The organism is Streptomyces sp. NPDC002784 (assembly GCF_053592135.1).
On the sequence record NZ_JBSFVD010000010.1, the window covers coordinates 74,613 to 100,879 of the forward strand.

At 70.5% G+C, this 26,267-nt stretch carries 26 protein-coding genes; 14 read left to right on the forward strand and 12 right to left on the reverse strand.

All coding sequences use genetic code 11. The features are described from left to right. Positions 1-20: 20 nt before the first annotated feature. From ACWD1Z_RS19435 to fasR, 4 genes are all read right to left on the reverse strand, one after another. Entirely contained in the window at positions 21-269 is a 249-nt protein-coding gene (locus ACWD1Z_RS19435; protein WP_043500565.1) for an acyl carrier protein, read from the reverse strand. Positions 270-374: 105 nt separating this feature from the next. Next, on the reverse strand, positions 375-1,376 hold the full coding sequence (locus ACWD1Z_RS19440; RefSeq protein ID WP_451120144.1) for a beta-ketoacyl-ACP synthase 3: 1,002 nt from the start codon (positions 1,374-1,376) through the stop codon (positions 375-377). Positions 1,377-1,393: 17 nt separating this feature from the next. Beyond that, positions 1,394-2,308 (reverse strand): ACP S-malonyltransferase, encoded by a 915-nt coding sequence (locus ACWD1Z_RS19445; protein WP_451120146.1) that lies wholly within the window; start codon positions 2,306-2,308, stop codon positions 1,394-1,396. Between the two features lie 89 nt (positions 2,309-2,397). Then, positions 2,398-3,603 carry a fatty acid biosynthesis transcriptional regulator FasR gene (fasR, locus tag ACWD1Z_RS19450; protein ID WP_451120148.1) on the reverse strand — a complete coding sequence of 402 codons (1,206 nt, stop codon included), beginning with the start codon at positions 3,601-3,603 and terminating at the stop codon, positions 2,398-2,400. A gap of 63 nt (positions 3,604-3,666) precedes the next feature. On the opposite strand from fasR, the gene ACWD1Z_RS19455 reads away from it, so the two are divergent. Further along, entirely contained in the window at positions 3,667-4,320 is a 654-nt protein-coding gene (locus ACWD1Z_RS19455) for a pirin family protein (protein WP_451120377.1), read from the forward strand. Here the strand turns inward: ACWD1Z_RS19455 and ACWD1Z_RS19460 are convergent. Next, complete coding sequence (locus ACWD1Z_RS19460) at positions 4,317-5,129, reverse strand: serine hydrolase domain-containing protein (protein WP_451120149.1); 813 nt, start codon at positions 5,127-5,129, stop codon at positions 4,317-4,319. The two genes, ACWD1Z_RS19455 and ACWD1Z_RS19460, sit on opposite strands and share 4 nt — an antisense overlap. A gap of 60 nt (positions 5,130-5,189) precedes the next feature. Beyond that, positions 5,190-5,660 carry a GNAT family N-acetyltransferase gene (locus ACWD1Z_RS19465; RefSeq protein ID WP_451120151.1) on the reverse strand — a complete coding sequence of 157 codons (471 nt, stop codon included), beginning with the start codon at positions 5,658-5,660 and terminating at the stop codon, positions 5,190-5,192. A gap of 97 nt (positions 5,661-5,757) precedes the next feature. Between ACWD1Z_RS19465 and ACWD1Z_RS19470 the strand changes: the two genes are divergently transcribed. Both ACWD1Z_RS19470 and ACWD1Z_RS19475 read left to right on the forward strand, forming a co-directional pair. Next, complete coding sequence (locus tag ACWD1Z_RS19470) at positions 5,758-6,222, forward strand: MerR family transcriptional regulator (RefSeq protein WP_451120152.1); 465 nt, start codon at positions 5,758-5,760, stop codon at positions 6,220-6,222. Further along, positions 6,219-7,238 carry an aldo/keto reductase gene (locus tag ACWD1Z_RS19475; RefSeq protein ID WP_451120154.1) on the forward strand — a complete coding sequence of 340 codons (1,020 nt, stop codon included), beginning with the start codon at positions 6,219-6,221 and terminating at the stop codon, positions 7,236-7,238. The genes ACWD1Z_RS19470 and ACWD1Z_RS19475 overlap by 4 nt, the downstream gene beginning before the upstream one ends. 69 nt (positions 7,239-7,307) lie before the next feature. On the opposite strand, the gene ACWD1Z_RS19480 is transcribed toward ACWD1Z_RS19475, so the two are convergent. From ACWD1Z_RS19480 to ACWD1Z_RS19490, 3 genes are read right to left on the reverse strand one after another with little or no spacing between them, the layout of a single operon-like run. Further along, positions 7,308-8,162, reverse strand: a complete 855-nt coding sequence (locus tag ACWD1Z_RS19480) for a DUF4429 domain-containing protein (RefSeq protein ID WP_451120379.1) — start codon at positions 8,160-8,162, stop codon at positions 7,308-7,310. 58 nt (positions 8,163-8,220) lie between these two features. Beyond that, positions 8,221-9,438, reverse strand: coding sequence for an alpha/beta hydrolase (locus ACWD1Z_RS19485; protein ID WP_451120156.1), 1,218 nt, complete (start codon positions 9,436-9,438; stop codon positions 8,221-8,223). 54 nt (positions 9,439-9,492) lie between these two features. Continuing rightward, entirely contained in the window at positions 9,493-10,119 is a 627-nt protein-coding gene (locus ACWD1Z_RS19490; RefSeq protein WP_451120158.1) for a TetR family transcriptional regulator, read from the reverse strand. Positions 10,120-10,184: 65 nt separating this feature from the next. On the opposite strand from ACWD1Z_RS19490, the gene ACWD1Z_RS19495 reads away from it, so the two are divergent. After that, positions 10,185-11,777, forward strand: coding sequence for an MFS transporter (locus ACWD1Z_RS19495; RefSeq protein WP_451120160.1), 1,593 nt, complete (start codon positions 10,185-10,187; stop codon positions 11,775-11,777). 288 nt (positions 11,778-12,065) lie between these two features. Continuing rightward, entirely contained in the window at positions 12,066-12,371 is a 306-nt protein-coding gene (locus ACWD1Z_RS19500) for a small hydrophobic protein (protein ID WP_451120162.1), read from the forward strand. A gap of 4 nt (positions 12,372-12,375) precedes the next feature. Here ACWD1Z_RS19500 and ACWD1Z_RS19505 read toward each other — a convergent pair whose 3' ends face one another. Beyond that, positions 12,376-13,107 (reverse strand): potassium channel family protein, encoded by a 732-nt coding sequence (locus ACWD1Z_RS19505; protein WP_451120164.1) that lies wholly within the window; start codon positions 13,105-13,107, stop codon positions 12,376-12,378. 75 nt (positions 13,108-13,182) lie between these two features. Then, complete coding sequence (gene aceE, locus ACWD1Z_RS19510; RefSeq protein ID WP_451120166.1) at positions 13,183-15,930, reverse strand: pyruvate dehydrogenase (acetyl-transferring), homodimeric type; 2,748 nt, start codon at positions 15,928-15,930, stop codon at positions 13,183-13,185. A 373-nt stretch (positions 15,931-16,303) separates the two neighbouring features. On the opposite strand from aceE, the gene ACWD1Z_RS19515 reads away from it, so the two are divergent. The 6 genes from ACWD1Z_RS19515 to ACWD1Z_RS19540 all read left to right on the forward strand — a co-directional run bounded on the left by ACWD1Z_RS19515 (position 16,304) and on the right by ACWD1Z_RS19540 (position 20,794). Continuing rightward, a complete protein-coding gene (locus tag ACWD1Z_RS19515) occupies positions 16,304-16,744 on the forward strand; it encodes a DUF3052 domain-containing protein (RefSeq protein ID WP_328871073.1) in 441 nt (146 codons plus the stop codon). A 120-nt stretch (positions 16,745-16,864) separates the two neighbouring features. Further along, positions 16,865-17,323, forward strand: a complete 459-nt coding sequence (locus ACWD1Z_RS19520) for a peroxiredoxin (RefSeq protein WP_451120168.1) — start codon at positions 16,865-16,867, stop codon at positions 17,321-17,323. Between the two features lie 113 nt (positions 17,324-17,436). Beyond that, complete coding sequence (locus tag ACWD1Z_RS19525; protein WP_250078559.1) at positions 17,437-18,012, forward strand: calcium homeostasis/redox stress adaptation protein; 576 nt, start codon at positions 17,437-17,439, stop codon at positions 18,010-18,012. A 107-nt stretch (positions 18,013-18,119) separates the two neighbouring features. Continuing rightward, complete coding sequence (locus ACWD1Z_RS19530) at positions 18,120-18,695, forward strand: TerD family protein (protein WP_389416265.1); 576 nt, start codon at positions 18,120-18,122, stop codon at positions 18,693-18,695. A gap of 126 nt (positions 18,696-18,821) precedes the next feature. Further along, positions 18,822-19,964, forward strand: coding sequence for a DUF475 domain-containing protein (locus ACWD1Z_RS19535; RefSeq protein ID WP_451120171.1), 1,143 nt, complete (start codon positions 18,822-18,824; stop codon positions 19,962-19,964). A gap of 89 nt (positions 19,965-20,053) precedes the next feature. Next, entirely contained in the window at positions 20,054-20,794 is a 741-nt protein-coding gene (locus ACWD1Z_RS19540; RefSeq protein WP_451120173.1) for a TerD family protein, read from the forward strand. A 71-nt stretch (positions 20,795-20,865) separates the two neighbouring features. On the opposite strand, the gene ACWD1Z_RS19545 is transcribed toward ACWD1Z_RS19540, so the two are convergent. After that, positions 20,866-21,639, reverse strand: a complete 774-nt coding sequence (locus tag ACWD1Z_RS19545) for a TerD family protein (RefSeq protein ID WP_451120175.1) — start codon at positions 21,637-21,639, stop codon at positions 20,866-20,868. A 182-nt stretch (positions 21,640-21,821) separates the two neighbouring features. Here ACWD1Z_RS19545 and ACWD1Z_RS19550 point away from each other — a divergent pair, with 182 nt between their 5' ends. From ACWD1Z_RS19550 to ACWD1Z_RS19560, 3 genes are read left to right on the forward strand one after another with little or no spacing between them, the layout of a single operon-like run. Then, positions 21,822-22,988: an HpcH/HpaI aldolase/citrate lyase family protein gene (locus ACWD1Z_RS19550; RefSeq protein WP_451120177.1), complete on the forward strand. Its 1,167-nt coding sequence runs from the start codon at positions 21,822-21,824 to the stop codon at positions 22,986-22,988. 22 nt (positions 22,989-23,010) lie between these two features. Continuing rightward, positions 23,011-25,443: a phosphoribosyltransferase gene (locus tag ACWD1Z_RS19555; protein WP_451120179.1), complete on the forward strand. Its 2,433-nt coding sequence runs from the start codon at positions 23,011-23,013 to the stop codon at positions 25,441-25,443. Then, the gene (locus ACWD1Z_RS19560; protein ID WP_451120181.1) at positions 25,443-26,255 is read left to right on the forward strand and encodes an HAD family hydrolase; all 813 of its coding nucleotides are present in this window, start codon (positions 25,443-25,445) and stop codon (positions 26,253-26,255) included. Before ACWD1Z_RS19555 ends, ACWD1Z_RS19560 begins: the two co-directional genes overlap by 1 nt. Positions 26,256-26,267: the final 12 nt, after the last annotated feature.

A 26,267-nucleotide genomic window follows, 5' to 3' on the forward strand; every position in this document is an offset into this window, starting at 1 on the left:
CGTCCGGCCTAAGCGGAAACTCAGGCCTGGTGCTTGAGGATGTACTCGGTCGCGTCGCCGACCGTCTTGAGGTTCTTCACGTCCTCGTCCGGGATCTTGACGTCGAAGCGCTCTTCGGCGGCGACGACGACCTCGACCATGGACAGGGAGTCGACGTCCAGGTCGTCGGTGAAGGACTTGTCCAGCTGGACGTCCTCGACCGGGATGCCGGCGATCTCGTTCACGATGTCGGCGAGACCGGCGACGATCTCTTCCTGAGTGGCGGCCATGTCAGGCGCTCCTTCTTAGTGATCCAGAGGGTTTGGCAGGCCCGTCGCGGAAGCGGCGGGTAAGTACAGCCGGGCCGGACCTGATGATGATCCGGCACGGAGTGCCTAGGGGAGGGTAACGACAGTGGCGGCGTAGACGAGACCCGCCCCGAAGCCGATGACGAGCGCGGTGTCGCCGCTCTTCGCCTCGCCGGTCGCCAGAAGCCGCTCCATCGCGAGCGGAATCGAGGCGGCCGAGGTGTTGCCGGTGGTGCGCACATCGCGGGCGACCGTGACGTGCTCCGGCAGTTTCAGCGTCTTCACCATCGAGTCGATGATCCGCTCGTTGGCCTGGTGGGGAATGAAGACGTCCAGGTCGTCCGGGCTGATTCCGGCCGCGTCCAGCGCCTGCTGGGCGACCTTCGCCATCTCGAACACGGCCCAGCGGAACACCGCCTGGCCTTCCTGCGTGATCGCAGGGAACTTGTCGACCCCGCCGGTGCGGTAGTCCGTCCACGGCACGGTCTGCTTGATCGTCTCGGACTTGTCGCCCTCGGAACCCCAGACGGTGGGGCCGATGGCCGGCTCCTTGGCGGGGCCCACGACGACCGCGCCCGCGCCGTCGCCGAACAGGAAGGCCGTCGCGCGGTCCTCCAGGTCGGTCAGGTCGCTGAGCCGCTCCACGCCGATGACGAGGACGTACTCCGCGCTGCCCTCGACGATCATGCCCTTGGCGAGGGTGAGGCCGTAGCCGAAGCCCGCGCAGCCGGCGGAGATGTCGAACGCGGCGGCCTTGTTCGTGCCGAGCTTGTCGGCGATCTCGGTGGCCACGGCCGGGGTCTGCTTGAAGTGCGAGACGGTCGAGACGATCACGCCGCCGATCTGCTCGGCGGAGATCCCGGCGTCGGCGATCGCCTTGCCGGACGCCTCGATCGACATGGCGGCGACGGTCTCCTCGTCGGAGGCCCAGTGCCGGGTCTCGATGCCGGAGCGGGAGCGGATCCACTCGTCGGACGAGTCGATCTTCTCGAGGATCACCTCGTTGGGCACGACCCGGGTGGGGCGGTAGCCGCCCACACCGAGGATCCGCGCGTACGGGGCGCCCTTGCTGGGCTTGATCTTCGACATGCTCTTCGGGCTCCTTGTCAGCCGCTGTGCTCTGCGATGAGCTCGCGAGCCGCGTCGAGGTCGTCGGGGGTCTTCAGGGCGAGCGTCTTCACACCGGGCAGCGCGCGCTTGGCGAGGCCGGTCAGGGTGCCGCCGGGGCACACCTCCAGCAGCGCGGTGACGCCGAGCTCCTTGAAGGTCTCCATGCACAGATCCCAGCGGACCGGGTTGGCGACCTGGCCGACCAGCCGGTCCAGCACCTCGGCGCCGGTGGCGACGGTCCGGCCGTCCTTGTTGGAGACGTAGGGGACCGCCGGGTCGGCCGCCGAGAGCCCCTTGGCGGCCTCGGCCAGCGCGTCCACGGCCGGCGCCATGTGGTGGGTGTGGAAGGCGCCGGCGACCTTCAGCGGGACGACCTTGCGCACGCCCTCGGGCTTGTCCTCGGTGAGCGCGGCGAGCTGCTCCATGGTGCCCGCGGCCACGATCTGCCCGGCGCCGTTGATGTTCGCCGGGGTCAGGCCGAGCTTCGCCAGGTGCGCCACGGAGGTGTCCGGGTCGCCGCCGAGCAGCGCCGACATCCCGGTCTCGGTGATCGCGGCGGCCTCGGCCATGGCCAGGCCCCGCTTGCGTACGAGGGTGAGGGCGGCGGTGTCGTCCAGCACGCCCGCGAAGGCGGCGGCGGTGATCTCACCGACACTGTGGCCCGCGACGGCACCCGGGGTCACGGCACCCAGTGCCGCGGCGGAGAGGATTCCGGCGGCGACCAGGAGCGGCTGGGCCACGGAGGTGTCCCGGATCTCGTCCGCGTCGGCCTTGGTGCCGTAGTGGACGAGGTCGAGGCCGACGGCGTCGGACCAGCCGGCGACGCGGTCGGCGGCGCCGGGCAGGTCGAGCCAGGGAGTCAGGAAGCCGGGCGTCTGGGCGCCCTGGCCGGGAGCGACGAGTACGAGCACTCTCACACTCTCTCTTGGGGACGGCCACGGCCGCCCGTGGGGACAAGGACGAAGAACAGCAGGGGGTTTTGTAGAGCTCCGACAAAACCCTAGGGCTGGAGATCGCCGTCGACCAGACGTCCCAGGATGAGCGCGATCCGCAGCGTGAACGCTGAACGTACATCGGAAGGCGACCAACCGGTGACGTCAGTCACACGTCGAAGCCGGTAGCGCACGGTGTTGGGATGCACGAACAGCATCCGGGCGGCGCCCTCGAGACTGCTCGCCTGCTCCAGGTAGACGGAGAGGGTCTCCAGAAGCGCGGACCCGGCCTCTTCCAGCGGTCTGTAGATCTCCTCCACCAACTGCTCGCGCGCACCGGGATCCCCGGCGATGGCACGTTCCGGAAGCAGGTCGTCCGCCAGGACCGGGCGCGGGGCGTCCTGCCAGGCGGAACAGGCCTTGAGCCCGGCCGCGGCGGCCTGCGCGGAGCGGGTGGCGGCGAGCAGATCGGGCACCACGGGCCCGGCGACGACGGGCCCGGCGGCATAGGGGCCGATCAGCGACTTGGCGACGGCGAGCGGATTGTCGCTGCCGCCGGCGATGACCACGAGCCGGTCGCCGAGCACCCCGGTGAGCACCTGGAGCTTGGCGTGCCGGGCGGCGCGCCGGATGGCCTCGACGGTCAGCTCGGAGTCCCCGTCGGGGGCGGTCCCGAGGACGACGCACACATGCTCGGGGGAGTTCCAGCCGAGGGCCGCGGCCCGGGACACGGCGCCTTCGTCGGCCTCGCCGCTGAGCACGGCGTTGACCACCAGGGACTCCAGGCGGGCGTCCCAGGCACCGCGTGCCTCGGCGGCCTGGGCGTAGACCTGGGCGGTGGCGAAGGCGATCTCCCGGGCGTAGACGAGCAGGGCCTCGCGCAGCACGGACTCGTCGCCCGGGGCCGCCACCTCGTCGATGGCGGACTCCATGACCTCGATCGTCGTGCGCACCATCTCGACGGTCTGCCGCAGGGTGATCGCGCGGGTCAGCTCACGCGGGGCGGTGCCGAACACATCGGTGGAGATGGCCTGCGGGGCGTCGGGATGCCGGAACCACTCGGTGAAGGCGGCGATGCCGGCCTGGGCCACGAGACCGATCCAGGAACGGTTCTCCGGGGGCATGGCCCGGTACCACGGCAGCGTCTCGTCCATGCGCGTGATGGCCTGCGCGGCCAGGCTGCCGGAGGACTGCTCCAGCCGCTTCAGGGTCGCGGGGTGCGGGTGGGCGGCGTGCGCTGCGGCTTCGGGCTCGTGGGCTTCGGGTTCGGGCACGGGGACAAGAGTGCCTTATCCGGACGGGAGCGTGCGCCGGTGGGGTCTACGGTGGGATTCGTGATGGACGTACGGCGCGCCGACGAGCGCTACCCAGGCGGCGACCCGGCGGCAGGAATCGACTCCCGGCACGCCTTCTCCTTCGGCCCGCACTACGACCCCGGCAACCTCCGCTTCGGCACGATGATCGCCTGCAACGAGGAGCGGCTGGCCCCGGGAGCGGGCTTCGACGAGCATCCCCACAGCCACACCGAGATCGTGACGTGGGTGGTGGAGGGCGAACTGACCCACCGCGACTCCACGGGCCACGAGACGGTCGTCCGCCCCGGGGACGTCCAGCGGCTGAGCGCGGCGGCGGGCGTGCGCCACGTGGAACGCAACGACGGCACCGCCCCCCTCGTCTTCGTCCAGACCTGGCTGGCCCCGCTGACCCCGGGCGGCGACCCGGCCTACGAGATCGTCCACGGCATCGCGGACTCCACGCCGTACGCCGTCCCCGAGGCCGGAGCGATGCTCCACGTCCGCCGCCTGGCCCCCGGGGAGCGCACCGCGGTCCCGGACGGGGCGCACGTCTACGTCCATGTGGTCCGCGGCGAGGTGCGGCTGGCCGGGGAGACGCTGGGGGCGGGGGACGCGGCCCGGATCGGCGGGGCGAGGGACGTCGAGGCGGTCGGCGTGACGGGCGCGGAGCTGCTGATGTGGGAGATGGCCGGTTAGCGCAGTTCGGCCAGGACCGCGTCGGTGAGTTCCGGCCACACCTCCACCGCCCACGGGCCGAACGCCCGGTCCGTGAGCGCCACGCACGCCGCCCCCGCCGCCGGGTCGATCCACAGGAACGTGCCGGACTGGCCGAAGTGGCCGAAGGTGCGGGGCGAGGAGGAGGAGCCGGTCCAGTGCGGGGACTTGCCGTTGCGGATCTCGAAGCCGAGGCCCCAGTCGTTCGGGTTCTGGTGGCCGTACCCCGGAAGCACCCCCTTCGTGCCCGGGTACTGCACCGTCATCGCCTGCGCCACCGTCCGCGGGTCCAGCAGCCGCGGCGCCTGCACCTCCGCTGCGAAGCGGGCCAGGTCGTCCACCGTGGAGACGCCGTCCTTCGCCGGGGAGCCCTCCAGGGACGTCGACGTCATCCCCAGCGGCTCCAGCACCGCCTGCCGCAGGTACTCCGCGAACGGGATGTCCGTGGCCTTGGCGATGTGGTCCCCGAGCTGCTCGAAACCGGCGTTGGAGTACAGCCGCCGCTCCCCGGGCGGCGCCGTCACCCGGTGCTCGTCGAAGGCGAGGCCCGAGGTGTGGGCGAGGAGATGACGGACCGTCGAGCCGGCCGGCCCCGCCGCCTCGTCGAGCTCGACCGCCCCCTCCTCGTACGCCACCAGCGCGGCGTACGAGGCCAGCGGCTTGGTGACCGAGGCGAGCGGGAAGCGGTGCCCGCCCGGACCGTACGTTCCGAGGACCGTCCCGTCGGCCCGTACGACGGCCGCGGCGGCGGTGGTGACCGGCCAGTTCTCGATCAACGCGAGGCTCTTCATGGCACCGAGCCTAAAGGGGCCCGGACACCGGGCCGAAAGGGGCACCGGGCCCGAGGGTGCTCAGAGCATCAGCCGCATGAAGGGGTCCGGCGTACGCCCGAAGCCCAGCGAGGCGTACAGCGGCTCGGCGGCGGGGGAGGCCGTGAGGTCGACCTGGCCGACGCCCCGCTCGCGGAACCACTCCAGCAGCGACTCCATGCAGGCGCGGGCGCAGCCCCGGCGGCGGGCGTCCGGGTCGGTGGCCACGCTGAAGACGTACCCGGACAGTCCGCGCGGGTTGGCCGGCTTGCCGATCCGGTACTCCACCGTCCCCACCACCAGCGCGGCGAGGGCGTCCGGCCGGTCCGGATGATCGACGACGAAGGCGGCGAAGTCGCCGTCCGGCTCGGCCAGCCGCGCCCGCAGGCCCGCCAGTCCGGCCGGGTGCCAGTCGGTGGAGGTGTCGGCTCCGGGCATCGCATCGATCATCACCTGGCGCAGCCGCAGCACCTCGGCGGCGTCCTCGGCGGTGGCACGGCGTACGAGACTCATGACCGGCACGCTAGCCACGGCGATCACGTCATGTCCCGTGGTTTTCTGCCCTGTTCCGCTTGCTTGGAGTGCACTCGAAGGCCATAGCGTTGAGGTCATGACGGTGATGGAGACCACGGGCACCGGGACCGGCACCTGCGCGGGACCGCCGCAGTCCGACCGGCGCCCCGACGGCCAGGACAGCTACACGATCAGCGAGGTCGCCGCGCTCACCGGCCTGACCGCGCACACCCTGCGCTGGTACGAGCGCATCGGCCTGATGCCGCACATCGACCGCTCGCACACCGGCCAGCGCCGCTACAGCAACCGCGACCTCGACTGGCTCGACCTCGTCGGCAAGCTCCGGCTGACCGGCATGCCGGTCGCCGACATGGTCCGGTACGCGGAGCTGGTGCGCGAGGGCGACCACACCTACGGCGCGCGCTACGAACTGCTGGAGGAGACCCGCCGGGACGTCCTGGCCCGGATCGCGGAACTCCAGGACACGCTCGCCGTGCTCGACCGCAAGATCGCTTTCTATGGCGACGCCGGGCTCGCCCTGGCGTCGGAGAGGCCCCGATGACCGAGAACAGCACGATCGCGACCGCACGCCTGGGCGACACCGGCCCCGAGACCGGGATCCAGGGCCTCGGCTGCATGGGCATGAGCTTCGCCTACGGCCCCCCGGACGCGAAGGAGTCCAGGGCCACCCTGGAGCGGGCCCTGGAACTGGGCGTCACCCTGTACGACACGGCGGACGCCTACGGCGCCGGCGAGAACGAACGCTTCCTGTCCCCCTTCTTCAACGCCCACCGCGACGAGGTCGTCATCGCGACCAAGTTCGCCCTGTCCATCCCGCCGGACGACCCGACGCGCCGGATCATCCGCAACGACGCGCCGTACGTCCGCCAGGCCGTCGAGGCGAGCCTGAAGCGCCTGGACGTCGAGGTGATCGACCTCTACTACATGCACCGCCGGGACGTGAACGTCCCCATCGAGGAGACCGTCGCCGTCATGGCCGAGCTGGTGCGCGAGGGCAAGGTCAAGCACCTGGGCCTGAGCGAGGTCACCGCCACCGAACTGCGGGCCGCGCACGCCGTGCACCCGATCGCCGCCGTGCAGTCGGAGTGGTCGCTGTTCAGCCGGGACATCGAGGCGCGGGTGGTGCCGGCGGCCCGGGAGCTGGGCGTGGCGCTGGTGCCGTACTCCCCGCTCGGCCGGGGCTTCCTCGCGGGCTCCTTCGGCTCCGCCGACAAGGACCTCACGCCCGACGACTTCCGCCGCCGGCAGCCCCGCTTCACCGGCGAGAACGCCACGGCGAACGCGGCACTCCTGGCGCCCATCCGCAAGATCGCCGACGCGCACGGCGCCTCCCTGGGCCAGATCGCGCTGGCCTGGGTCCAGCAGCAGGCGACGGTCCACGCGCTCCCGGTCGTCCCGATCCCGGGCACCCGCAAGCCGGCCCGGGTGGAGGAGAACACGGCGGCCACCCGGATCGTCCTGACGGAGGAGGAACTGGGCCTGCTGGAACCGATCGCGGAGCAGGTGGCGGGCGACCGGTACCCGGACATGACCTTTACCTCCGCAGGCAGGGAGTAGGGCAGGCGGCCCAGGAGCGCGGGGAACTGCGCGACCGGCCCCCCCCGGCCGGCAGCGGACAGCGCGCCCCTACAGCTCCGCCAGCAACTCCGCCTTCTTGGAGGAGAACTCCTCATCGGTGACCAGCCCGGCCTGGTGCAGCTCCCCGAGATGGCGGATCCGCTCGGCGATGTCGGCGGGATCCCGGCGCGGCGCGACCGCGGCCGGGACGGCCGGCGCCGCCGAGCGCACCGCCGCCAGCACGGCCGCGGCGAACGGCAGCGACTCGTGCACCGGCCCGTACCCCAGCCCGAACACCACCGCGGCCGGATCCTGGTCGACCTGCGCGGGCGGCGCGGCCACCTCGCGCCGCAGCAGCCGCAGATGCCCCTCGAAGACCTCGGGGGAGCGCCACTCGACCCCGCTCAGGTCGCCGATCGCGAAGGACTGGTCCCCGGCCTTCCACTTCGCGGAGGAGGCCCCCGTCCAGAACCAGCGGAACGCCACCGTCCGCCCGTCGAAGGACGCCTTGGCGTCGTACGCCTTGAAGGACCGCGGGGCCTCCGGCGCCGCCACCAGGAAACGGTCCGCCGGACCGGAGTCCTGCACCTGCGCCCGCAGTTCGTCGGCGTAGTACTCGGCGAGCGTCTCCCGCTCGGCCGGCAGCACCAGACGATACGGATCGCACCCTTCCTTCAGCTGCCCGTCGGCCGCCTCCATCAGCGGATCGGCCCCCGCCCGCGGCTCGGCGCGCAGCACCACGGTGCCGCGTCTGCCCGGCGTCAGCGTCACCGCCGAGATCGCCGCCAGCGGCACCCGCCGCTCCCCGAGCGCCTGCAACAGCTTGGGTGTTCGAATCCCCCGTTCGTAACGGATGAGCACGGAGTCGGACTCGAACTCCCAGGCGGCATGAAATCCGGCCAGTACGTCACCCATGCGGCTCATCGTATGCGGCACGCGCCCCTCCGTCGCCTCCCCGCGCAGACCGTAGTTTCTGCGCTCTCTACGCGCGTCCGACCGGCGTGGTGCCGGACAAACCCTCCCGGCAGACCGCGTCATCGCCCGCGCAGGCCACCGCGTCGTACGTGCCAACCCCGATCTCCGCGAGGTTGCGCACACTGTCGGTGCCGGGCTCGAAGTACCCGCTGTGCCCCTGCGCGTCCCGCGCCGACAGCACCCGCGCCCCGAACGCCGAGGACATCGGATCCGCCCCGTGCCCCAGCCCGCCGAGCTCCAGGTACGGCACGTCCTGCACCCAGTCGTCCGTGTCCCGCATCGCCCACACCCGTGCCGAGGTGCCCAGGTGGGACGCCTTCGCCGCGCGCATCCCGGGACTGCCCGCCACCGCGATGTCCGCGACCCGGCCGGGCAGCGTCCGCGCGGCGACCCCGCACACCACCGAGCCGTAGCTGTGGCAGAACAGGGAGACCGGTGATCCGCCGGGCAGCGCCCGCACCAGCGCGTCCAGCCGTACCGCACCGCCTACGGCGCGCCCCGCCGTGGCCGAGTCGAGGCCGAGGCCGCCGGGCGCGCTGTAGTCGGCCCAGGCGATCACGGCCGTACGCGTCGACGGATCGGCCGTGCGCTCGGCCGCGTACAGCGACTGCGCCATGCCGACCGGCGCCGCGTACTTGCGGTAGGTGCGCTGGAAGGTGAGCACATCGGTGTTGACGCCGGGGACCACCACGGAGATCCGCTCGGCCCGGTCCAGGTCGCCGAAGACCTCGGCGACCCGGCCCGAGCCCGCCGGGTCGAAGGCGAGGATGTGCCGGCCGGGGCTCATCAGCGCCGTGTAACGGTTCATCCGGCGGCCGGCGTCCCGCTGTCCCTCGGGCGTGAGCCGGCTGTCCCGCATGCGTTTGCGCTCGACCTTGCGGGCTTGCGCCAGCGCGAGGTGGTTGGCGCGGTAACGCAGCCGGACCGGGGCGCCGTTCATGTTGCCGACCGCGAGTGGATAGCGGCGCACCAGGGCGGTGCGCTGGTCAGCGGTGAGCGAGGCGAAGAAGCGGGTCAGCCGGGCCGGCGCGGAGTCGGTGTCCGGCAGTGCGCGGCCGCCGATCCGGGCGTTCTCCCAGGCGGCACGCGAGGCCTGGAGGGCGGGCGTGGTGCGCTGGTCGCGCAGCGCGGTCCAGCCGGTGGTCGCCAGCATGACGAACACCACGGCCAGCGCGAGCAGGACGCGCCAGACGTTCAGTTGCGGGGACGTGTCGAAGGAAGTCACTGGGAGGACACACTAGGAGAACGAACGGGTCTCACGTCAACCGAGTGACGGGGATCACGTTTCGCGCCAGCTTTCCGTGAGAGCGGGCCCCACCTGCTCCAAATAGGCGACGGTCAGGGCCCGGATGCCCGCGAGGCTGACGTCCTCGCTCTGGCTCCACTGCCGCCCCGTCACCCGCATCACCCCGCCGAACACCGCGACCGCGAGCCGGGGCCGCGGATCGGCGTCCACGTCCAGGCCCTCCCGCTCGGCGAGCACCCGCGCGATCCGCTCCTCGGTCTCCGCCGAGCGCCGCAGATGCGCGGCGAGCAGCGCGGGCGTCGACTCCATCACCCGGTACATCCGCAGATACAGCTCCACCGGCACCACGGACTCGATGACCTCGTGCAGCCCGTCCCAGCCCTCCACCACGGCCTGCCGCAGCGCCCGCATCGGCGCCTCCCCGGCCGGCCGCAGCCGCACGGCCTCGACGTAGTGCGCCTCCGCCATCTCCTGTACGGCGAAGGCGGCCTCCTCCTTGCTGGCGAAGTAACGGAAGAAGGTGCGCTGGGAGACCTCGACGGCGTCGGTGATGTCGTCGACCGTCGTCTCGTCGTAGCCCCGGGTGGTGAACAGCTCCAGGGCCGAGCGCAGCAGCGCGTCCCGGGTGCGCTGCTTCTTGCGGTCACGCAGTGTTTGCATACCCGTCAGTTACTGACTTGTGAATTGGTTTGTCAATTGTCAGAGGCTGTCATTAGCCTCGCGGCATGACTAGTCAGACCGTCGTCGACAAGGCGCCCCAGGACGCCGTCCCGCCCTCCGGGCTGCGTGGGCACCCCTGGTTCACGCTCATAACCGTCGCCGTGGGCGTCATGATGGTGGCCCTGGACGGCACCATCGTGGCCATCGCCAACCCGGCCATCCAGAAGGATCTCGGCGCCACCTTCGCCGAGGTGCAGTGGATCACCAACGGTTACTTCCTGGCCCTCGCGGTCGCTCTCATCACCGCCGGCAAGCTCGGCGACCGCTTCGGGCACCGGCAGACCTTCCTCATCGGTGTGATCGGCTTCGCGGCCGCCTCCGGCGCGATCGGCATGTCCAGCAGCATCGGACTGGTGGTCGCCTTCCGGGTGCTCCAGGGTCTGTTCGGCGCGCTGCTGATGCCGGCCGCGCTCGGTCTGCTGCGGGCGACCTTCCCGGCCGAGAAGCTCAACATGGCGATCGGCATCTGGGGCATGGTCATCGGTGCCTCCACCGCGGGCGGCCCGATCCTCGGCGGTGTCCTCGTCGAGCACGTCAACTGGCAGTCGGTGTTCTTCATCAACGTGCCGGTCGGCATCCTCGCCGTCGTCCTCGGTGTGCTGATCCTGCTCGACCACCGCGCCGAGAACGCCCCGCGCTCCTTCGACCTCCTCGGCATCGGCCTGTTGTCGGGCGCGATGTTCTGCCTGGTGTGGGCGCTCATCAAGGCGCCGGAGTGGGGCTGGGGCGACGGCCGGACGTGGACGTTCATCGTCGCGTCGGTGGTGCTCTTCGGGCTCTTCGCGTTCTGGGAGACCAAGGTCCGGGAGCCGCTGATCCCGCTCGGGCTGTTCCGCTCGGTCCCGCTGTCGGCGGGTGTGGTGCTGATGGTCCTGATGGCCATCGCCTTCATGGGCGGCCTGTTCTTCGTGACGTTCTACCTGCAGAACGTGCACGGCATGAGCCCGATCGACGCGGGCCTGCACCTCCTCCCGCTCACCGGCATGATGATCGTCGGCTCACCGCTGGCGGGCGCGATGATCACCAAGGTCGGCCCGCGGGTGCCGCTGGCGGGCGGCATGGCCCTCACCGCCATCGCCATGTACGGCATGTCCACCCTGGAGACGGACACCGGCAGCGGGCTGATGTCGATCTGGTTCGCCCTGCTGGGCCTCGGCCTCGCGCCGGTCATGGTCGGCGCCACCGAGGTCATCGTCGGCAACGCCCCCATGGAGCTCTCCGGTGTCGCCGGCGGTCTCCAGCAGGCCGCGATGCAGATCGGCGGCAGCCTCGGTACGGCCGTGCTGGGCGCCGTGATGGCCTCCAAGGTCGACAGCGACCTCGCCGGGAACTGGACGGACGCGGGCCTTCCGGAACTGACCGCGGCTCAGGAGGCGCAGGCCTCCGAGGCGGTGCAGGTGGGTGTGGCACCGGTGGCCCCGGGCACGCCGGACGCGATCGCCGCCAAGATCACGGACGTCGCGCACGACACCTTCCTCTCCGGGATGAGCCTCGCGTCACTGGTCGCGGCCGGTGTGGCGGCGGTGGCCGTCGCCGTCGCGTTCCTGACCAAGCGGGGCGAGAACGCGGAGGCGGGAGCGGGGGCCGCGCACATCTGACGCGGCAAGGGGTTTGCCCCCGCTTTCCCCTATCAGGGTGACAAAGCTAAAGCGTCCTCGTCCTCGGCACGCGCCGCGGGTCACAGTGGGTCAAGCCCTCCGTACGGCATGTTCCTCGGGCACGTTCGTACGGCAAGGAGGGCGACCGGTGCTGCGGCGCGCTGCCGGAGGGGGACAGCGCGCCGGCAGCCCGGCGGAATGAATCCGGGGGAATAGACCCGCGGGACGGGGTACCCGACCGGGGAACCGAATCCAACAGATTAAAGGTTCCCGGGAGTTGAGTGAACCATGGCGGGCTTCGGACAGGGAACGCGCAGGCACCCCCGCACGCGTGGCCGGACGTGGTCACGGTCCGGGCCGGACCGCGCGACACTCGGCATCATCGGAACCATCTGCGCGGTGGCCGGTTTCTTCGTCCTGGGCATCATCCTGGGCCCGGTGGCCATCGTCTGCGGCTGGCTCGCGATGAACCGATCCTGGTCCGGCGCCCGCCCGGTCCCGGCACTGATAGCCGTGGTGCTGGGTGCGATCGACACCCTCCTGGCCCTGGTCTGGCTGGCCGGTACGGGCGCCCCGGGCGGCGGTCTGTTCTGACCCGTCACGGCGCCCGTTCCGACAGCGCCGCGACCTCCGCCCGCAGCTGACGGACCTCCTCGGTCAGCTGGTGGATCGCCTCCGTCTGGCGCCGCTCCTCCACGTCCTCCGTTTCGAAGCGGGAGATGAACCACGCAGCGATGTTGGCAGTCACCACACCGAGCAAGGCGATCCCGGAGAGCATCAGGCCGACTGCGATCACGCGGCCTAGCCCGGTGGTGGGCGAGTGGTCGCCGTAGCCCACCGTCGTCATCGTCGTGAAGGACCACCACACCGCGTCACCCAGCGTCTTGATGTTCCCGTCCGGTGCGTCCCGTTCCACGGACAGGACCGCCAGTGATCCGAACATCATTAGGCCGACCACGGATCCCACTACGTACGTGGTCAGCCGGACCTGCGAGGCCATGCGGGCGCGTCGGCCGACCAGCATCAGCGTCGACACCAGCCGCAGCAGCCGCAGCGGCTGGATCAGCGGCAGCGCCACCGCGCACAGGTCCAGCCAGTGCCGCCGGACGAACTCCCGCCGGTGCTCGGCCAGTTTGAGCCGGACCAGGTAGTCGGCCGCGAAGGCGGCCCACACCACCCACTCGATCACCGTGCAGGCGCGCGTCAGCCCCGCGCCCGCCGAGCTGTCCACGATCGGCACGGCGTAGGCGACGGCGAACAGCACCGCCAGCGCCAGCAGCGGCCGTTGCGTGCGCTGTTCCCAACGGACCTGCGCGGATCTCTCCTTCATGACCGCATCGTAGGAAACGCCGGAGGGCCGGGTGGCAGTCGCCCCTCGGCCCTCCAGTCGTCCCCGAGCGGGGCGCTACGCGTCGCCGCCCGCGGCGCCGGGATCCGCCGCCGACACGTCCAGCAGCTGGTACCGGTCGATCGCCTGCTTCAGCGCCGAGCGGTCCACCTTCCCCTCCTTCGCCAGCTCCGTGAGCACGGCCACCACGATCGACTGGGCGTCGATGTGGAAGAACCGCCGGGCCGCGCCCCGGGTGTCGGCGAAGCCGAAGCCGTCCGCGCCCAGCGACTGGTACGTCCCCGGCACCCACCGCGCGATCTGGTCCGGAACCGACCGCATCCAGTCGGACACCGCCACGAAGGGGCCCTCGGCCCCGGCGAGTTTCCGGGTCACGTACGGCACCCGCTGCTCCTCCTCGGGATGCAGCAGGTTGTGCTCCTCGCACGCCACGGCCTCGCGCCGCAGCTCGTTCCAGGAGGTCGCCGACCAGACGTCGGCCTTCACGTTCCACTCCTCGGCGAGGATCCGCTGGGCCTCCAGGGCCCACGGCACCGCGACACCGGACGCCATGATCTGCGCCGGGACCGACCCGGACGTGCCCTCGCTGAAGCGGTGGATGCCCTTGAGGATGCCCTCGGCGTCCACGTTCTCCGGCTCGGCCGGGTGCTGGATCGGCTCGTTGTAGACGGTGAGGTAGTAGAAGACGTCCTCGCCGGGCCGGCCGTCCGCGGTCGGGCCGTACATCCGCCGCAGACCGTCCTGCACGATGTGCGCGATCTCGAACCCGAAGGCCGGGTCGTACGCCACACAGCCCGGGTTGGTCGACGCCAGCAGCTGCGAGTGGCCGTCGGCGTGCTGCAGCCCCTCACCGGTCAGGGTCGTGCGGCCGGCGGTCGCCCCGAGCACGAAGCCGCGCGAGAGCTGGTCCGCCATCTGCCAGAACTGGTCGCCGGTCCGCTGGAAACCGAACATCGAGTAGAAGACGTAGACCGGGATCAGCGGCTCGCCGTGCGTGGCGTACGCCGAACCCGCCGCGATCAGCGAGGCCGTGCAGCCCGCCTCCGAGATGCCGTCGTGCAGCATCTGCCCGGTCGGCGCCTCCTTGTAGGCCAGCAGCAGCTCACGGTCGACCGCCTCGTACTGCTGCCCGAGCGGGTTGTAGATCTTCGCGCTCGGGAAGAACGAGTCCATGCCGAACGTGCGGTACTCGTCCGGCGCGATCAGCACGAACCGCCTGCCGATCTCCTTGTCCCGCATGAGGTCCTTGAGGAGCCGGACGAAGGCCATGGTCGTCGCGATCGACTGCTGGCCCGAGCCCTTCTTCACGGTCGCGTACGTCTTGTCCTCGGGCAGCGGAAGCGGCTTCGCGCGCACGACACGGGTCGGGACGTACCCGCCGAGCGCCTGGCGGCGGTCGTGCATGTACTGGATCTCCTCCGTGTCCCGGCCGGGGTGGTAGTACGGCGGCGCGCCGGACTCCAGCTCCTTGTCGGAGATCGGCAGGTGGAGGCGGTCCCGGAAGCGCTTGAGGTCGTCGACCGTCAGCTTCTTCATCTGGTGCGTGGCGTTGCGGCCCTCGAAGTTCGGGCCCAGCGTCCAGCCCTTGATCGTCTTGGCCAGGATCACGGTCGGCTGGCCCTTGTGCGCCTTGGCCGCCGCGAAGGCCGCGTAGATCTTCTTGTGGTCGTGACCGCCACGGCCCAGGTGCAGGATCTGGTCGTCGGTCATGTTCTCGACCATCGCGCGCAGCCGGTGGTCGTCGCCGAAGAAGTGGTCGCGGATGTACGCGCCGGTCTCGGTGGCGTACGTCTGGAACTGCCCGTCCGGGGTGGTGTTCATCCGGTTGACCAGCACACCGTCCCGGTCCTGGGCCAGCAGCGGGTCCCAGGTGCGGTCCCAGACCAGCTTGATCACGTTCCAGCCGGCGCCCCGGAAGATCGACTCCAGCTCCTGGATGATCTTGCCGTTGCCGCGCACCGGGCCGTCGAGCCGCTGGAGGTTGCAGTTGACGACGAACGTCAGGTTGTCCAGGCCCTCCCGGGCCGCGATGGACAGCTGGCCGAGCGACTCCGGCTCGTCCATCTCGCCGTCCCCGAGGAACGCCCACACCTGCGACTTGGAGGTGTCCGCGATCCCGCGCGCCTCCATGTAGCGGTTCATCCGCGCCTGGTAGATCGCGCCGATCGGGCCGAGGCCCATCGACACGGTCGGGAACTCCCAGAAGTCCGGCATCAGCCGCGGGTGCGGGTACGACGACAGCCCGTGCGGCGCCCTGGACTTCTCCTGGCGGAACGCGTCCAGGTTCTCCTCGCTGAGCCGGTCCAGCAGGAAGGCGCGGGCGTAGATGCCCGGCGAGGCGTGTCCCTGGAAGAAGACCTGGTCGCCGCCGTCGCCCTCGTCCTTGCCCCGGAAGAAGTGGTTGAAGCCCACGTCGTACAGGGAGGCGGAGGAGGCGAAGGTGGCGATGTGGCCGCCCACGCCGATGCCGGGGCGCTGGGCCCGGGACACCATGACCGCGGCGTTCCAGCGGGTCGCGTTGAGGATCTTGCGCTCGATCTCCTCGTTGCCGGGGAAGAACGGCTCGTCCTTGGTCGCGATCGTGTTGACGTAGTCCGTGCTGCGCATCTCGGGCACGGCCACGCGCTTCTCGCGGGCCCGCTCGATCAGCCGGAGCATCAGATAGCGGGCCCGCTCACGGCCGCGCTCGTCCACGGCGGCGTCGAGGGAGTCGAGCCACTCCTGGGTTTCCTCGGGATCGAAGTCAGGAACCTGACTCGGAAGGCCGCCAATGATGATCGGATTGCGATCGGATCCGGAAGCCACGCTGGTCCTTACCTGTCAGAGGGCTGGTATTCGGGGCTTGCTTCGGGGCATGTTTCTGGGGTTTTGCACTGCCTGCGCCGTTCCCCATCGTGTACCTCGGGACGGCAAACGTCATCTCTACTGCGAGGTAATCCAAGCCTGGTCCCCCCGGAGGGTTCCCAAAAGCGCAAAGAGGGCAGAACGGTGTGGCGTGTGTCACCTTGGAGTGTGACGCCACGGCGGGAATCGCGGTGACACAGCCCGGAACGTCACCGTTTCGGCGGTCTCGGAGGCCGGGTACTTGCGCGATCCGCCCCGCCCGTGTGGACTACGGCCAGGCTTCGCGCACGCGCGTGGCTGAGTTATTCCCGAAGACATGATCAGGAGGCAACCCGTGAGCGCGACCGCGGACCACGCGGAGGAGCGGACGAACCCTGCCGTCAGGCTGGGGTTCCAGCCCGAGCAGGTGGTCCAGGAGATCGGCTACGACGAGGACGTAGACCAGGAACTCCGCGAGGCCATTGAGGAAGTCATCGGCAGCGATCTCGTGGACGAGGACTACGACGACGTCGCCGATGCCGTGGTGCTGTGGTTCCGCGACGAGGACGGCGACCTGACAGATGCGCTGGTGGACGCCACCACGTACATCGAGGAGGGCGGCTCGATCCTGCTGCTGACACCCAAGACCGGACGCGACGGCTACGTAGAGCCGAGCGACATCTCCGAAGCCGCGACGACGGCCGGACTGTCCGCGTCCAAGAGCGTCAGTGTCGGCAAGGACTGGAGCGGCAGCCGACTGGTGACGCCGAAGGCGGCGAAGTCCACGAAGAAGTAATCCTCCACCAGGCACCGGACGGGCAGCCGGCTTCGGTCGGCCCCGTCCGGGGGCCCTTCGGGATCCCTGCGTAGGGTGGCTCCGACACCCGAACAGCCCCATCGAAGGGACAAGCCGGACATGGCCCTCCAGGTCGGCGAAAAGGCCCCCGACTTCGAACTCAAGGACAACCACGGCCGCGCCGTGCGGCTGTCCGATTTCCGCGGTCACCGGAACGTGGTGCTGCTCTTCTACCCGTTCGCCTTCACCGGCGTGTGCACCGGCGAGCTGTGCGAGCTGCGCGACAACCTGCCGAAGTTCGCCGACCGCGACACCCAGCTGCTCGCCGTCTCCAACGACTCCGTCCCCACCCTGCGCGTCTTCGCCGAGCAGGAGGGCTTCGAGTACCCCCTGCTCAGCGACTTCTGGCCGCACGGCGAGGTGTCCCGTGCCTACGGCGTCTTCGCGGAGGACAAGGGCTGCGCGGTGCGCGGCACCTTCGTCATCGACAAGGAGGGCGTCGTCCGCTGGACCGTCGTCAACGGCCTGCCGGACGCCCGTGACCTGAACGACTACGTCAAGGCGCTCGACACCCTGTGATTCGTGGGCCCCAGGGCCTGCGGCCCACGGGAACCCCTTACTAGGATCGACTCGTTGATCCGGTACCAAACGCATGGCGGGGCTCCCCGCCCCTGGACACCAATGGAGGACTCGTGGGAGTCAGCCTCAGCAAGGGCGGCAACGTATCGCTGACCAAGGAGGCCCCCGGCCTCACCGCGGTCATCGTCGGTCTGGGGTGGGACATCCGCACCACGACCGGCACCGACTTCGACCTGGACGCCAGCGCGCTGCTGCTGAACTCGTCCGGCAAGGTCGCGAGCGACGCGCACTTCATCTTCTTCAACAACCTCAAGAGCCCCGACGGCTCGGTCGAGCACACCGGTGACAACCTCACCGGTGAGGGCGAGGGCGACGACGAGCAGATCAAGGTCGACCTGGCGAACGTCCCGGCCGACGTCGAGAAGATCGTCTTCCCGGTGTCGATCTACGACGCCGAGAACCGCCAGCAGTCCTTCGGCCAGGTGCGCAACGCGTTCATCCGCGTCGCCAACCAGGCCGGCGGCGCCGAGATCGCCCGCTACGACCTCAGCGAGGACGCCTCCACCGAGACCGCCATGGTCTTCGGTGAGCTCTACCGCCACGGCGCGGAGTGGAAGTTCCGCGCCATCGGCCAGGGCTACGCCTCGGGCCTGCGCGGCATCGCGCAGGACTTCGGCGTGAACGTCTGAGCCCAGCACCGATCGCGCTCCAACCGCCCGGCGCCGCACGGTTTGCGTGCGGCGCCGGACGCGCAGGGAAACAACCAAAGAAGCTTGACCTGGGGAGGAACAGCATTATGGGCGTCACGCTTGCCAAGGGGGGCAATGTCTCCCTGTCCAAGGCCGCACCGAACCTCACCCAGGTGAAGATCGGGCTCGGCTGGGACGCGCGCTCCACCACCGGAGCCCCCTTCGACCTGGACGCCAGCGCGCTGATGTGCACCGGCGGACGGGTGATGGGCGACGAGTGGTTCGTGTTCTACAACCAGCTCAAGAGCCCGGACGGCTCCGTGGAGCACACCGGTGACAACCTCACCGGTGAGGGCGACGGCGACGACGAGTCGCTGGTGATCGACCTCTCCAAGGTGCCCGCCCAGTGCGACAAGATCGTCTTCCCGGTCTCCATCCACATGGCGGACGAGCGGGGTCAGACCTTCGGGCAGGTGAGCAACGCCTTCATCCGGGTGGTGAACCAGGCCGACGGCCAGGAGCTCGCCCGGTACGACCTCAGCGAGGACGCCTCCACCGAGACGGCGATGATCTTCGGCGAGGTCTACCGCTACCAGGGCGAGTGGAAGTTCCGGGCGGTGGGCCAGGGGTACGCCTCGGGTCTGCGGGGCATCGCCCTGGACTTCGGGGTCAACGTCTCGTAACGCGATATGAGCAAAAGCCGGGGCCGCGTGGGGTACCAGGGGGCGCCGACTAGACTGCGGCTTCAAAAGTTTGTAAAGCCGAGTACGGCAGCGGGGGAGACCCGTACATACAGGATTGGGTAGCCAGTGGTTCTGAAAACCTTCGGCTGGTCGTTCGCGGTCACCGCGCTCGGCCTCGTCGCAGCGGTCCTCTTCGGGGGGTGGACCGCCTTCGGCATCGTGGCGATCCTCTCCGTGCTGGAGATCTCGCTGTCCTTCGACAACGCGGTGGTCAACGCCGGAATCCTGAAGAAGATGAATGCCTTCTGGCAGAAGATCTTCCTCACCATCGGCATCCTGATCGCAGTCTTCGGCATGCGACTGGTCTTCCCTGTCGTCATCGTCGCCGTCAGCGCGTCGATGGGTCCGATCGAGGCCGTCGACCTCGCTCTGACCGACAAGGACCGTTACGAGCAGCTCGTCACCGACGCCCACCCGGCGATCGCGGCCTTCGGTGGCATGTTCCTGCTGATGATCTTCCTCGACTTCATCTTCGAGGACCGTGACATCAAGTGGCTGGGCTGGCTGGAGCGCCCGCTGTCCAAGCTCGGCAAGGTCGACATGCTGTCGGTCTGCGTCGCGCTGGCGGTGCTGCTGGGCACCGCCATGACCTTCGCCACCCACGCCCATCTGCACGCGGGTCCCGAGAACAAGGCAGAGACGGTTCTCCTCTCCGGCATCGGCGGCCTGATCACCTACATGGTGGTCGGCGGTCTCTCCGGCTACTTCGAGGGCAAGCTGGAGGAAGAGGAGGAGCGCGAGCACGAGGCGGAGGAGGCGGCCGAGCGCGAGGGCAAGCCCCGCTCGGCGGTGGCGCTGGCCGGCAAGGCCGCGTTCTTCATGTTCCTCTACCTGGAGGTCCTGGACGCGTCCTTCTCCTTCGACGGCGTGATCGGCGCCTTCGCCATCACCAACGACATCGTGCTGATGGCGCTGGGTCTGGGCATCGGCGCGATGTACGTCCGTTCGCTCACGGTCTACCTGGTCCGCCAGGGCACCCTCGACGACTACGTCTACCTGGAGCACGGCGCGCACTACGCCATCGGCGCCCTCGCCGTGATCCTGCTGATCACCATCCAGTACGAGATCAGCGAGCTCATCACCGGTGGTATCGGTGTCGTCCTGATCGGCTGGTCCTTCATCTCCTCGGTGCGCCGGAACCGCGCGCTCGCGGCGGCCGAGGGAAAAGCCTCGAACCCGGGCAAGACTGAGGTCTCGTCCGGGGTGTGACCGACCTCCTCGTGAGGGAACGCTTCTGAGCGGGGCGGCCGGGTCTCCGGCCGCCCCGTCGGATTGTCCACAGCACTATGGGGGCGGGAATGGGCTTGTTCGACGGGTTGCTCCGGAGTGGAGGCTCTGCCCAGTTCGACTCGGGCAGTGCGTCGTCCAACGCGATCGAGCTGACCAAGCGGCACAGTCAGGTATCCCTCACCAAGCAGGACGCGGCCAACGGGCATCTGCGCATCAACCTGGCCTGGCGGATGCGCAGCTCCGACATAGGCGGGCCGCAGCGGGAGAGCCTGCTGCGGCATCCGTTCAAGGCGCTCAAGCCGCCGGAGGTCGTGGGGCACAGCCAGAGCATGGTCAACGTCGACCTGGACCTCGGGTGCCTGTACGAGCTGACCGACGGGACCAAGGGCGTGGTCCAGCCGCTGGGCGGCTTCCTGGGGGACGTCAACGCGCCGCCGTACGTCAAGCTCAGCGGGGACGACCGGTTCGGGTCGGGGTCCGGGGAGACGATGTACGTCAACCTCGATCAGCGCGAGAGCATCAAGCGCCTGCTGGTCTTCGTCTACATCTACGACCAGACGCCGGCGTTCGACCGGACCCAGGCCATCGTCACGCTCTACCCGAGCAACGGGCCCCGGATCGAGATCGGCCTCGACGAGCGGCAGCCGCAGGCCCGGTCCTGCGCGGTGGTGATGATCGAGAACGTGAAGGGGGAGATCCTCGTCCGCCGCGAGGTCAAGTTCGTCTACGGGTTCCAGGGCGAGCTGGACCGGCTGTACGGGTGGGGGTTGCAGTGGGGGCGGGGCTACAAGGCGAAGTCGGGGCGGTGAACGCCTGGCCCCGGGCGCGGGTCGGCCGTGGCTGGTCGCGCGGTTCCCCGCGCCCCTGACGGGGCGCTTCCCTACCGTCCGACGAACTGCGGGCCCTGCGGCGGGAGGCGGAACTCTCCCGCCGGGACCGGGGTCACCGGCGGCGGATGGCCGTACTGGGGATAGCCGTACGCCGGCTGGGTCGGGGGCGGGGACTGGGGGTAGCCGTACGACGGCTGCGGGGGGACGGCCGTGGTCGGCTGCTCGGGGGGCAGCGGCTGGGACCTCGGCTCCTCCGGCGGCTCCTGCGCGGCCGCCTGCTCCGCCTCCTCCACCGAGATGCCGAAGTCCGTGGCCAGGCCCTCCAGACCGTTGGAGTAGCCCTCGCCCAGGGCGCGGAACTTCCAGCCCTCGCCGCGGCGGTACAGCTCACCGCAGATCAGGGCCGTCTCCTCGCCCGTCTCCGGCTTGATGTCGAAGTGCAGCAGCGGCTCGCCGTCGGCCACCGAAGCGTCGTACAGCAGGATGCGCAGCGACCGTACGCGGTCGAAGGTGGCACCATCGGCCGAAGCGACCAGATAAATCTGGCTGACGCCGGCCTCGACACCGGACAGATCTGTCTGGATCGTGTCGGTGAGACCCTCGGCGACCCGCTTCTTGCCGAGCCGCCAGACCTTGCCGGAAGGGTGGCGGGGCTGGTTGTAGAAGACGAAGTCCTCGTCGGACCGCACCCGGCCGTCGGGGCCGAGGAGCAGTGCCGAGGCATCGACATCCGGGACCCCCTGCCCGGGCGTCCAGCGGAGCACGGCACGTACGGTCGTGGCTTCGAGCGGGACGTTCGACCCCTTCAGCATCGCGTGCGTCATGCGGTCATCCTGCCCTCTCGGTAGTGATCACGACAACGCGGGGTACTTGATCAGCTGGTGGGTGTCCGCACGCGCGTTACCAGGAATTCATGCCCACCGGGAACCCCTGACACAGCAATCTACGTACTATTACCGGCCACCTGCGAACATCACAGGGGGCACAGCCACCACGGGGGAGTTTTATGCGTCATTTCGGGCACATCGCCCCTGCGGTGCGGAAGCGCCTCTTCCACCGGGAGCCGTGCGAGTTCGACTCCGACTCCTCGGCCCGGCTGCTCGCCACGGCCCTGGGCGCCACGCTGTACAGCCCGGCCACCCGGCCCCGCCTCGCCGAGGACATCCGCAAGCAGGCGGCGCGCGGCGTGGTCTCGATGGTGCTGTGCCTGGAGGACTCGATCGGCGACGAGGACGTCGCGGCGGGCGAGGAGAATCTCGTCCGGCAGTTCACCGACCTCGCCGCCCGCGAGCGGGCCGACCTGCCGCTGCTGTTCATCCGGGTCCGGACCCCCGAACAGATCCCCGACCTGGTACGCCGCCTCGGCCCCGCCGTACGGCTGCTGTCCGGGTTCGTCCTGCCGAAATTCACCGAGGAACGCGGCATCCCCTTCCTGGAGGCGCTGGCGAGCGCCGAGGCGGCGAGCGGGCGGCGGGTGTTCGCCATGCCCGTGCTGGAGTCCCCCGAGCTGCTCTTCCGCGAGTCCCGGGTGGAGACGCTGGAAGGCATCTCCCGAGCGGTCGACAAGTATCGTGAGAGGGTGCTCGCGCTGCGCCTCGGCGTGACCGACTTCTGCTCCTCCTACGGTCTGCGCCGGGCTCCCGACATGACGGCGTACGACGTCCAGATCGTCGCCTCCGTCATCTCCGACGTGGTCAACATGCTCGGCCGCGCCGACGGCACCGGCTTCACCGTGACCGGCCCGGTGTGGGAGTACTTCCGCGTGCAGGAACGTATGTTCAAGCCCCAGCTGCGGCGCAGCCCCTTCCTGGACGGCCAGGCCGAGGAACTGCGCGCCGCCCTCATCGAGCACGCCATGGACGGCCTGCTCCGCGAGATCGCCCTCGACCAGGCCAACGGCCTCACCGGCAAGACCTGCATCCACCCCTCCCACGTCCTGCCCGTGCACGCGCTGTCCGTGGTCAGCCACGAGGAGTACAGCGACGCCCAGGACATCCTGCGGCCCGAGCGCGGCGGCGGGGGCGTGCTGCGCTCGGCGTACACGAACAAGATGAACGAGGTGAAGCCGCACCGCGCCTGGGCCGAGCGGACCCTGCTGCGCGCCGAGGTCTTCGGGGTCGCCAACGAGGACGTCGGCTTCGTCGAGCTGCTCGCCGCCGGAATCCCCGGCTGACACCTGACAAACCAAGGGACGCATGAACAAGGCAGTGAACAACGGGGTCTGGTCCGGCACCTGGGTCGCCCAGCGGCTCGGGGTCGAACTGGAGGGCGACGACGCGCTGAAGGAGCTGCTGGGACTCGCGCTGCGCCGCAACCCCAAGCGGGCGCATCTGCTCGTCTCCCACGTGCTCGGCAAGCACGTACCGCAGTCACCGGCCGTGGTCCACGGCCACGGCGTCGCCCTCGGACGCCGGGTGCGGGACCTGCTCGGCGACGAGGAGGCGGCCGCCGCGGTCGTCGTCGGCTACGCGGAGACCGCGACCGGCCTGGGGCACTCGGTCGCCGACGGCATCGGCCTCGCGCCGTACCTCCACTCCACCCGCCGCCCGGTCCCGGGGATCACCCCGGCGGGCGGCTTCGAGGAGTCCCACTCGCACGCCACCTCGCACCTGCTCCTGCCCGAGAACCCGGCCCTGCTGGCCGGCGACGGCCCGCTGGTCCTGGTCGACGACGAGTTCTCCACGGGGAACACGGTGCTGAACACCGTGCGGGATCTTCATGCGCGGTACCCGCGGCGGCGGTACGTGGTGGTGGCGCTGGTCGACATGCGGTCGGCGGCGGATGCCGGGCGGCTGGAGGAGTTCGCGCGCGAGATCGGCGCGCGGGTGGACCTGGTGGCGGCGGCATCGGGGACGGTGCGGTTGCCGGAGGGGGTGCTGGAGAAGGGCCAGGACCTCGTCACCCGGTACGAGGAGGGGGCGCGGCCGGCCCCCACCGCCCCGCAGCCGGCAGTCGAACGAGTCGACCTGCGCTGGCCCCCCGGCCTCCCCGACGGCGGACGGCACGGCTTCACCCCCGCCCACCGAATACGCCTGGAGAGCGCGCTGCCGGAGATGGCCGCAAGGCTCGCCGAAGCACTGCCCGACAACGCGCACCGCGTGCACATCCTCGGCTGCGAAGAGCTGATGTACGCCCCCCTCCGCCTCGCCGGCGAACTGGAGCGGATCACCGGCGCCGACGTCAGCTACTCCACCACCACCCGCTCACCCGTCCTCGCCGTCGACGACCCCGGCTACGCCATCCGCAGCCGCCTCGCCTTCCCCGCCCACGACAACCCGGCCGACGGCCCCGGCGAGCGCTACGCCTACAACGTCGCCGGCGCCGGCTTCGACGCCGTCATCGCCGTGGTGGACTCGACCGCCGACACCCCGCACCTGCACGCCCCCGACGGCCTGCTCGCGCAGCTCACCGCGCACACCCCGCAGGTCCTCCTCGCGGTCGTCCCCTCGTACGTACCCGAAAGGCCCTCGATGCTGCCCGACCCCCTCCGCGGCCCCGCCTTCTCCTCGTACGCCCCCGAGGAGGTCGGCTGGCTGCTCCAGGACCTGTCCGACGTGACCCTGGAGGCACCGACCGAGGAGCGCGAGGAGGCCATCCAGAGCGGCGGCGCCCACTACGCGGAGTCCCTGCCGGTGGAGTACCAGCCGAGCGAGCAGTACCAGGAGCTGTTCCGGACGGCCCTGGAGGAGTCCGCGGCCCGGCTCGCCCAGGCGGTCGGCGCCGTCACCGAGGTCGTGCTCGCCGAACGCTCCCCGCGCCCGGTGCTGGTCTCGCTGGCCCGCGCCGGCACCCCCGTAGGCGTCCTGATGCGCCGCTGGGCCCAGCACCGCCACGGCCTGGACCTGGCGCACTACGCCGTCTCCATCGTCCGCGGACGCGGCATCGACGCCAACGCGCTGCGCTGGCTCGCCGCCCACCACGACCCACGCGACGTCGTCTTCGTCGACGGCTGGACCGGCAAGGGCGCGATCACCCGCGAACTGGCCGCCGCCATCGAGGAGTTCGAGGCGACCGAGGGCATCACCGGCTTCGACCCGGAGATCGCGGTACTGGCCGACCCCGGCTCCTGCGTCCGCACGTACGGCACCCGCGAGGACTACCTCATCCCCTCCGCCTGCCTCAACTCCACCGTGTCCGGCCTGATCTCCCGCACCGTGCTGCGCGCGGACCTGGTGGGCCCCGACGACTTCCACGGCGCGAAGTTCTACCGCGAACTCGCCGGCGCGGACGTCTCGGTGTACTTCCTGGACGCCGTCTCCGCCCGCTTCCCCGAGGTCGCCGACGCGGTGGACGCCCAGGCCAAGGAGCTGCTGTCGGCCGACCGGACACCCACCTGGGAAGGCTGGGCGGCGGTCGAGCGCATCAGCGAGGAGTACGGCATCCACGACGTGAACCTCGTCAAGCCCGGCGTCGGCGAGACCACCCGCGTGCTGCTGCGCCGGGTGCCGTGGAAGATCCTGGCGCGAGCCGGTGCCGGCGCCGACCTGGACCATGTCCGCCTGCTCGCCGAACACAGAGGGGTACCCGTGGAGGAGGTCGCCGAACTGCCGTACACCTGCGTAGGGTTGATCCACCCCAAGTACACGCGCGGCGCGACCGGCACCGACGGCAAGGCGGTGACCCTCTGATGCTGGTGCTGGTGGCGAGCGATCTGGACCGTACCCTCATCTACTCCTCGGCGGCCCTCGCCCTGACCATGCCGGACGCGCGGGCACCCCGGCTGCTGTGCGTGGAGGTGCACGAGAGCAAGCCGCTGTCCTACATGACCGAAACCGCCTCGCAGCTGCTGGCGGAACTCGGCGACGCGGCCCTCTTCGTCCCCACCACCACCCGCACCCGCAAGCAGTACCAGCGCATCAACCTCCCCGGCCCGCCCGCCAAGTACGCGATCTGCGCCAACGGCGGCCACCTCCTGGTGGACGGCGTCTCCGACCCCGAGTGGCAGGCACGGGTCAACGCCCGGCTGGCGGACGAGTGCGCCACCCTCGACGAGGTCCGCGACCACCTGATGGCGACGGCGGACCCGCTGTGGGTTCGCAAGCACCGGGTCGCCGAGGACCTCTTCGCCTACCTGGTCGTGGAACGGGAACTGCTGCCCGACGACTGGGTCAAGGAACTCGCCGTCTGGGCGGAGAACCGCGGCTGGACCGTCTCGCTCCAGGGCCGCAAGCTCTACGCCGTACCGAAACCGCTGACCAAGAGCGCGGCCATGAACGAACTGGCGCGACGCACCGGCGCCGCCCTCACCCTCGCGGCCGGTGACTCCCTCCTCGACGCGGACCTGCTCCTCGCCGCGGACAAGGGCTGGCGCCCCGGGCACGGCGAACTCGCCGACGCGGGCTGGACGGCACCCACGATCTCCGCCCTGCCGGAGCGGGGAGTGCTGGCCGGGGAGCGGATCCTCAGGGAGTTCCTGCGGGAGTCACAGACGCCGGGGTAGTCCGGCCTCGGC

Coding starts and splice junctions, on each gene's coding strand:
- ACWD1Z_RS19435 (WP_043500565.1), bottom strand. CDS start 269: ATGGCCGCCACTCAGGAAGAGATCGTCGCCGGTCTCGCCGACATCGTG.
- ACWD1Z_RS19440 (WP_451120144.1), bottom strand. CDS start 1,376: ATGTCGAAGATCAAGCCCAGCAAGGGCGCCCCGTACGCGCGGATCCTC.
- ACWD1Z_RS19455 (WP_451120377.1), top strand. CDS start 3,667: ATGGACGTACGGCGCGCCGACGAGCGCTACCCAGGCGGCGACCCGGCG.
- ACWD1Z_RS19460 (WP_451120149.1), bottom strand. CDS start 5,129: ATGAAGAGCCTCGCGTTGATCGAGAACTGGCCGGTCACCACCGCCGCC.
- ACWD1Z_RS19465 (WP_451120151.1), bottom strand. CDS start 5,660: ATGAGTCTCGTACGCCGTGCCACCGCCGAGGACGCCGCCGAGGTGCTG.
- ACWD1Z_RS19470 (WP_451120152.1), top strand. CDS start 5,758: ATGACGGTGATGGAGACCACGGGCACCGGGACCGGCACCTGCGCGGGA.
- ACWD1Z_RS19475 (WP_451120154.1), top strand. CDS start 6,219: ATGACCGAGAACAGCACGATCGCGACCGCACGCCTGGGCGACACCGGC.
- ACWD1Z_RS19480 (WP_451120379.1), bottom strand. CDS start 8,162: ATGAGCCGCATGGGTGACGTACTGGCCGGATTTCATGCCGCCTGGGAG.
- ACWD1Z_RS19490 (WP_451120158.1), bottom strand. CDS start 10,119: ATGCAAACACTGCGTGACCGCAAGAAGCAGCGCACCCGGGACGCGCTG.
- ACWD1Z_RS19495 (WP_451120160.1), top strand. CDS start 10,185: ATGACTAGTCAGACCGTCGTCGACAAGGCGCCCCAGGACGCCGTCCCG.
- ACWD1Z_RS19500 (WP_451120162.1), top strand. CDS start 12,066: ATGGCGGGCTTCGGACAGGGAACGCGCAGGCACCCCCGCACGCGTGGC.
- ACWD1Z_RS19505 (WP_451120164.1), bottom strand. CDS start 13,107: ATGAAGGAGAGATCCGCGCAGGTCCGTTGGGAACAGCGCACGCAACGG.
- ACWD1Z_RS19520 (WP_451120168.1), top strand. CDS start 16,865: ATGGCCCTCCAGGTCGGCGAAAAGGCCCCCGACTTCGAACTCAAGGAC.
- ACWD1Z_RS19530 (WP_389416265.1), top strand. CDS start 18,120: ATGGGCGTCACGCTTGCCAAGGGGGGCAATGTCTCCCTGTCCAAGGCC.
- ACWD1Z_RS19540 (WP_451120173.1), top strand. CDS start 20,054: ATGGGCTTGTTCGACGGGTTGCTCCGGAGTGGAGGCTCTGCCCAGTTC.
- ACWD1Z_RS19545 (WP_451120175.1), bottom strand. CDS start 21,639: ATGACGCACGCGATGCTGAAGGGGTCGAACGTCCCGCTCGAAGCCACG.
- ACWD1Z_RS19550 (WP_451120177.1), top strand. CDS start 21,822: ATGCGTCATTTCGGGCACATCGCCCCTGCGGTGCGGAAGCGCCTCTTC.
- ACWD1Z_RS19555 (WP_451120179.1), top strand. CDS start 23,011: ATGAACAAGGCAGTGAACAACGGGGTCTGGTCCGGCACCTGGGTCGCC.
- ACWD1Z_RS19560 (WP_451120181.1), top strand. CDS start 25,443: ATGCTGGTGCTGGTGGCGAGCGATCTGGACCGTACCCTCATCTACTCC.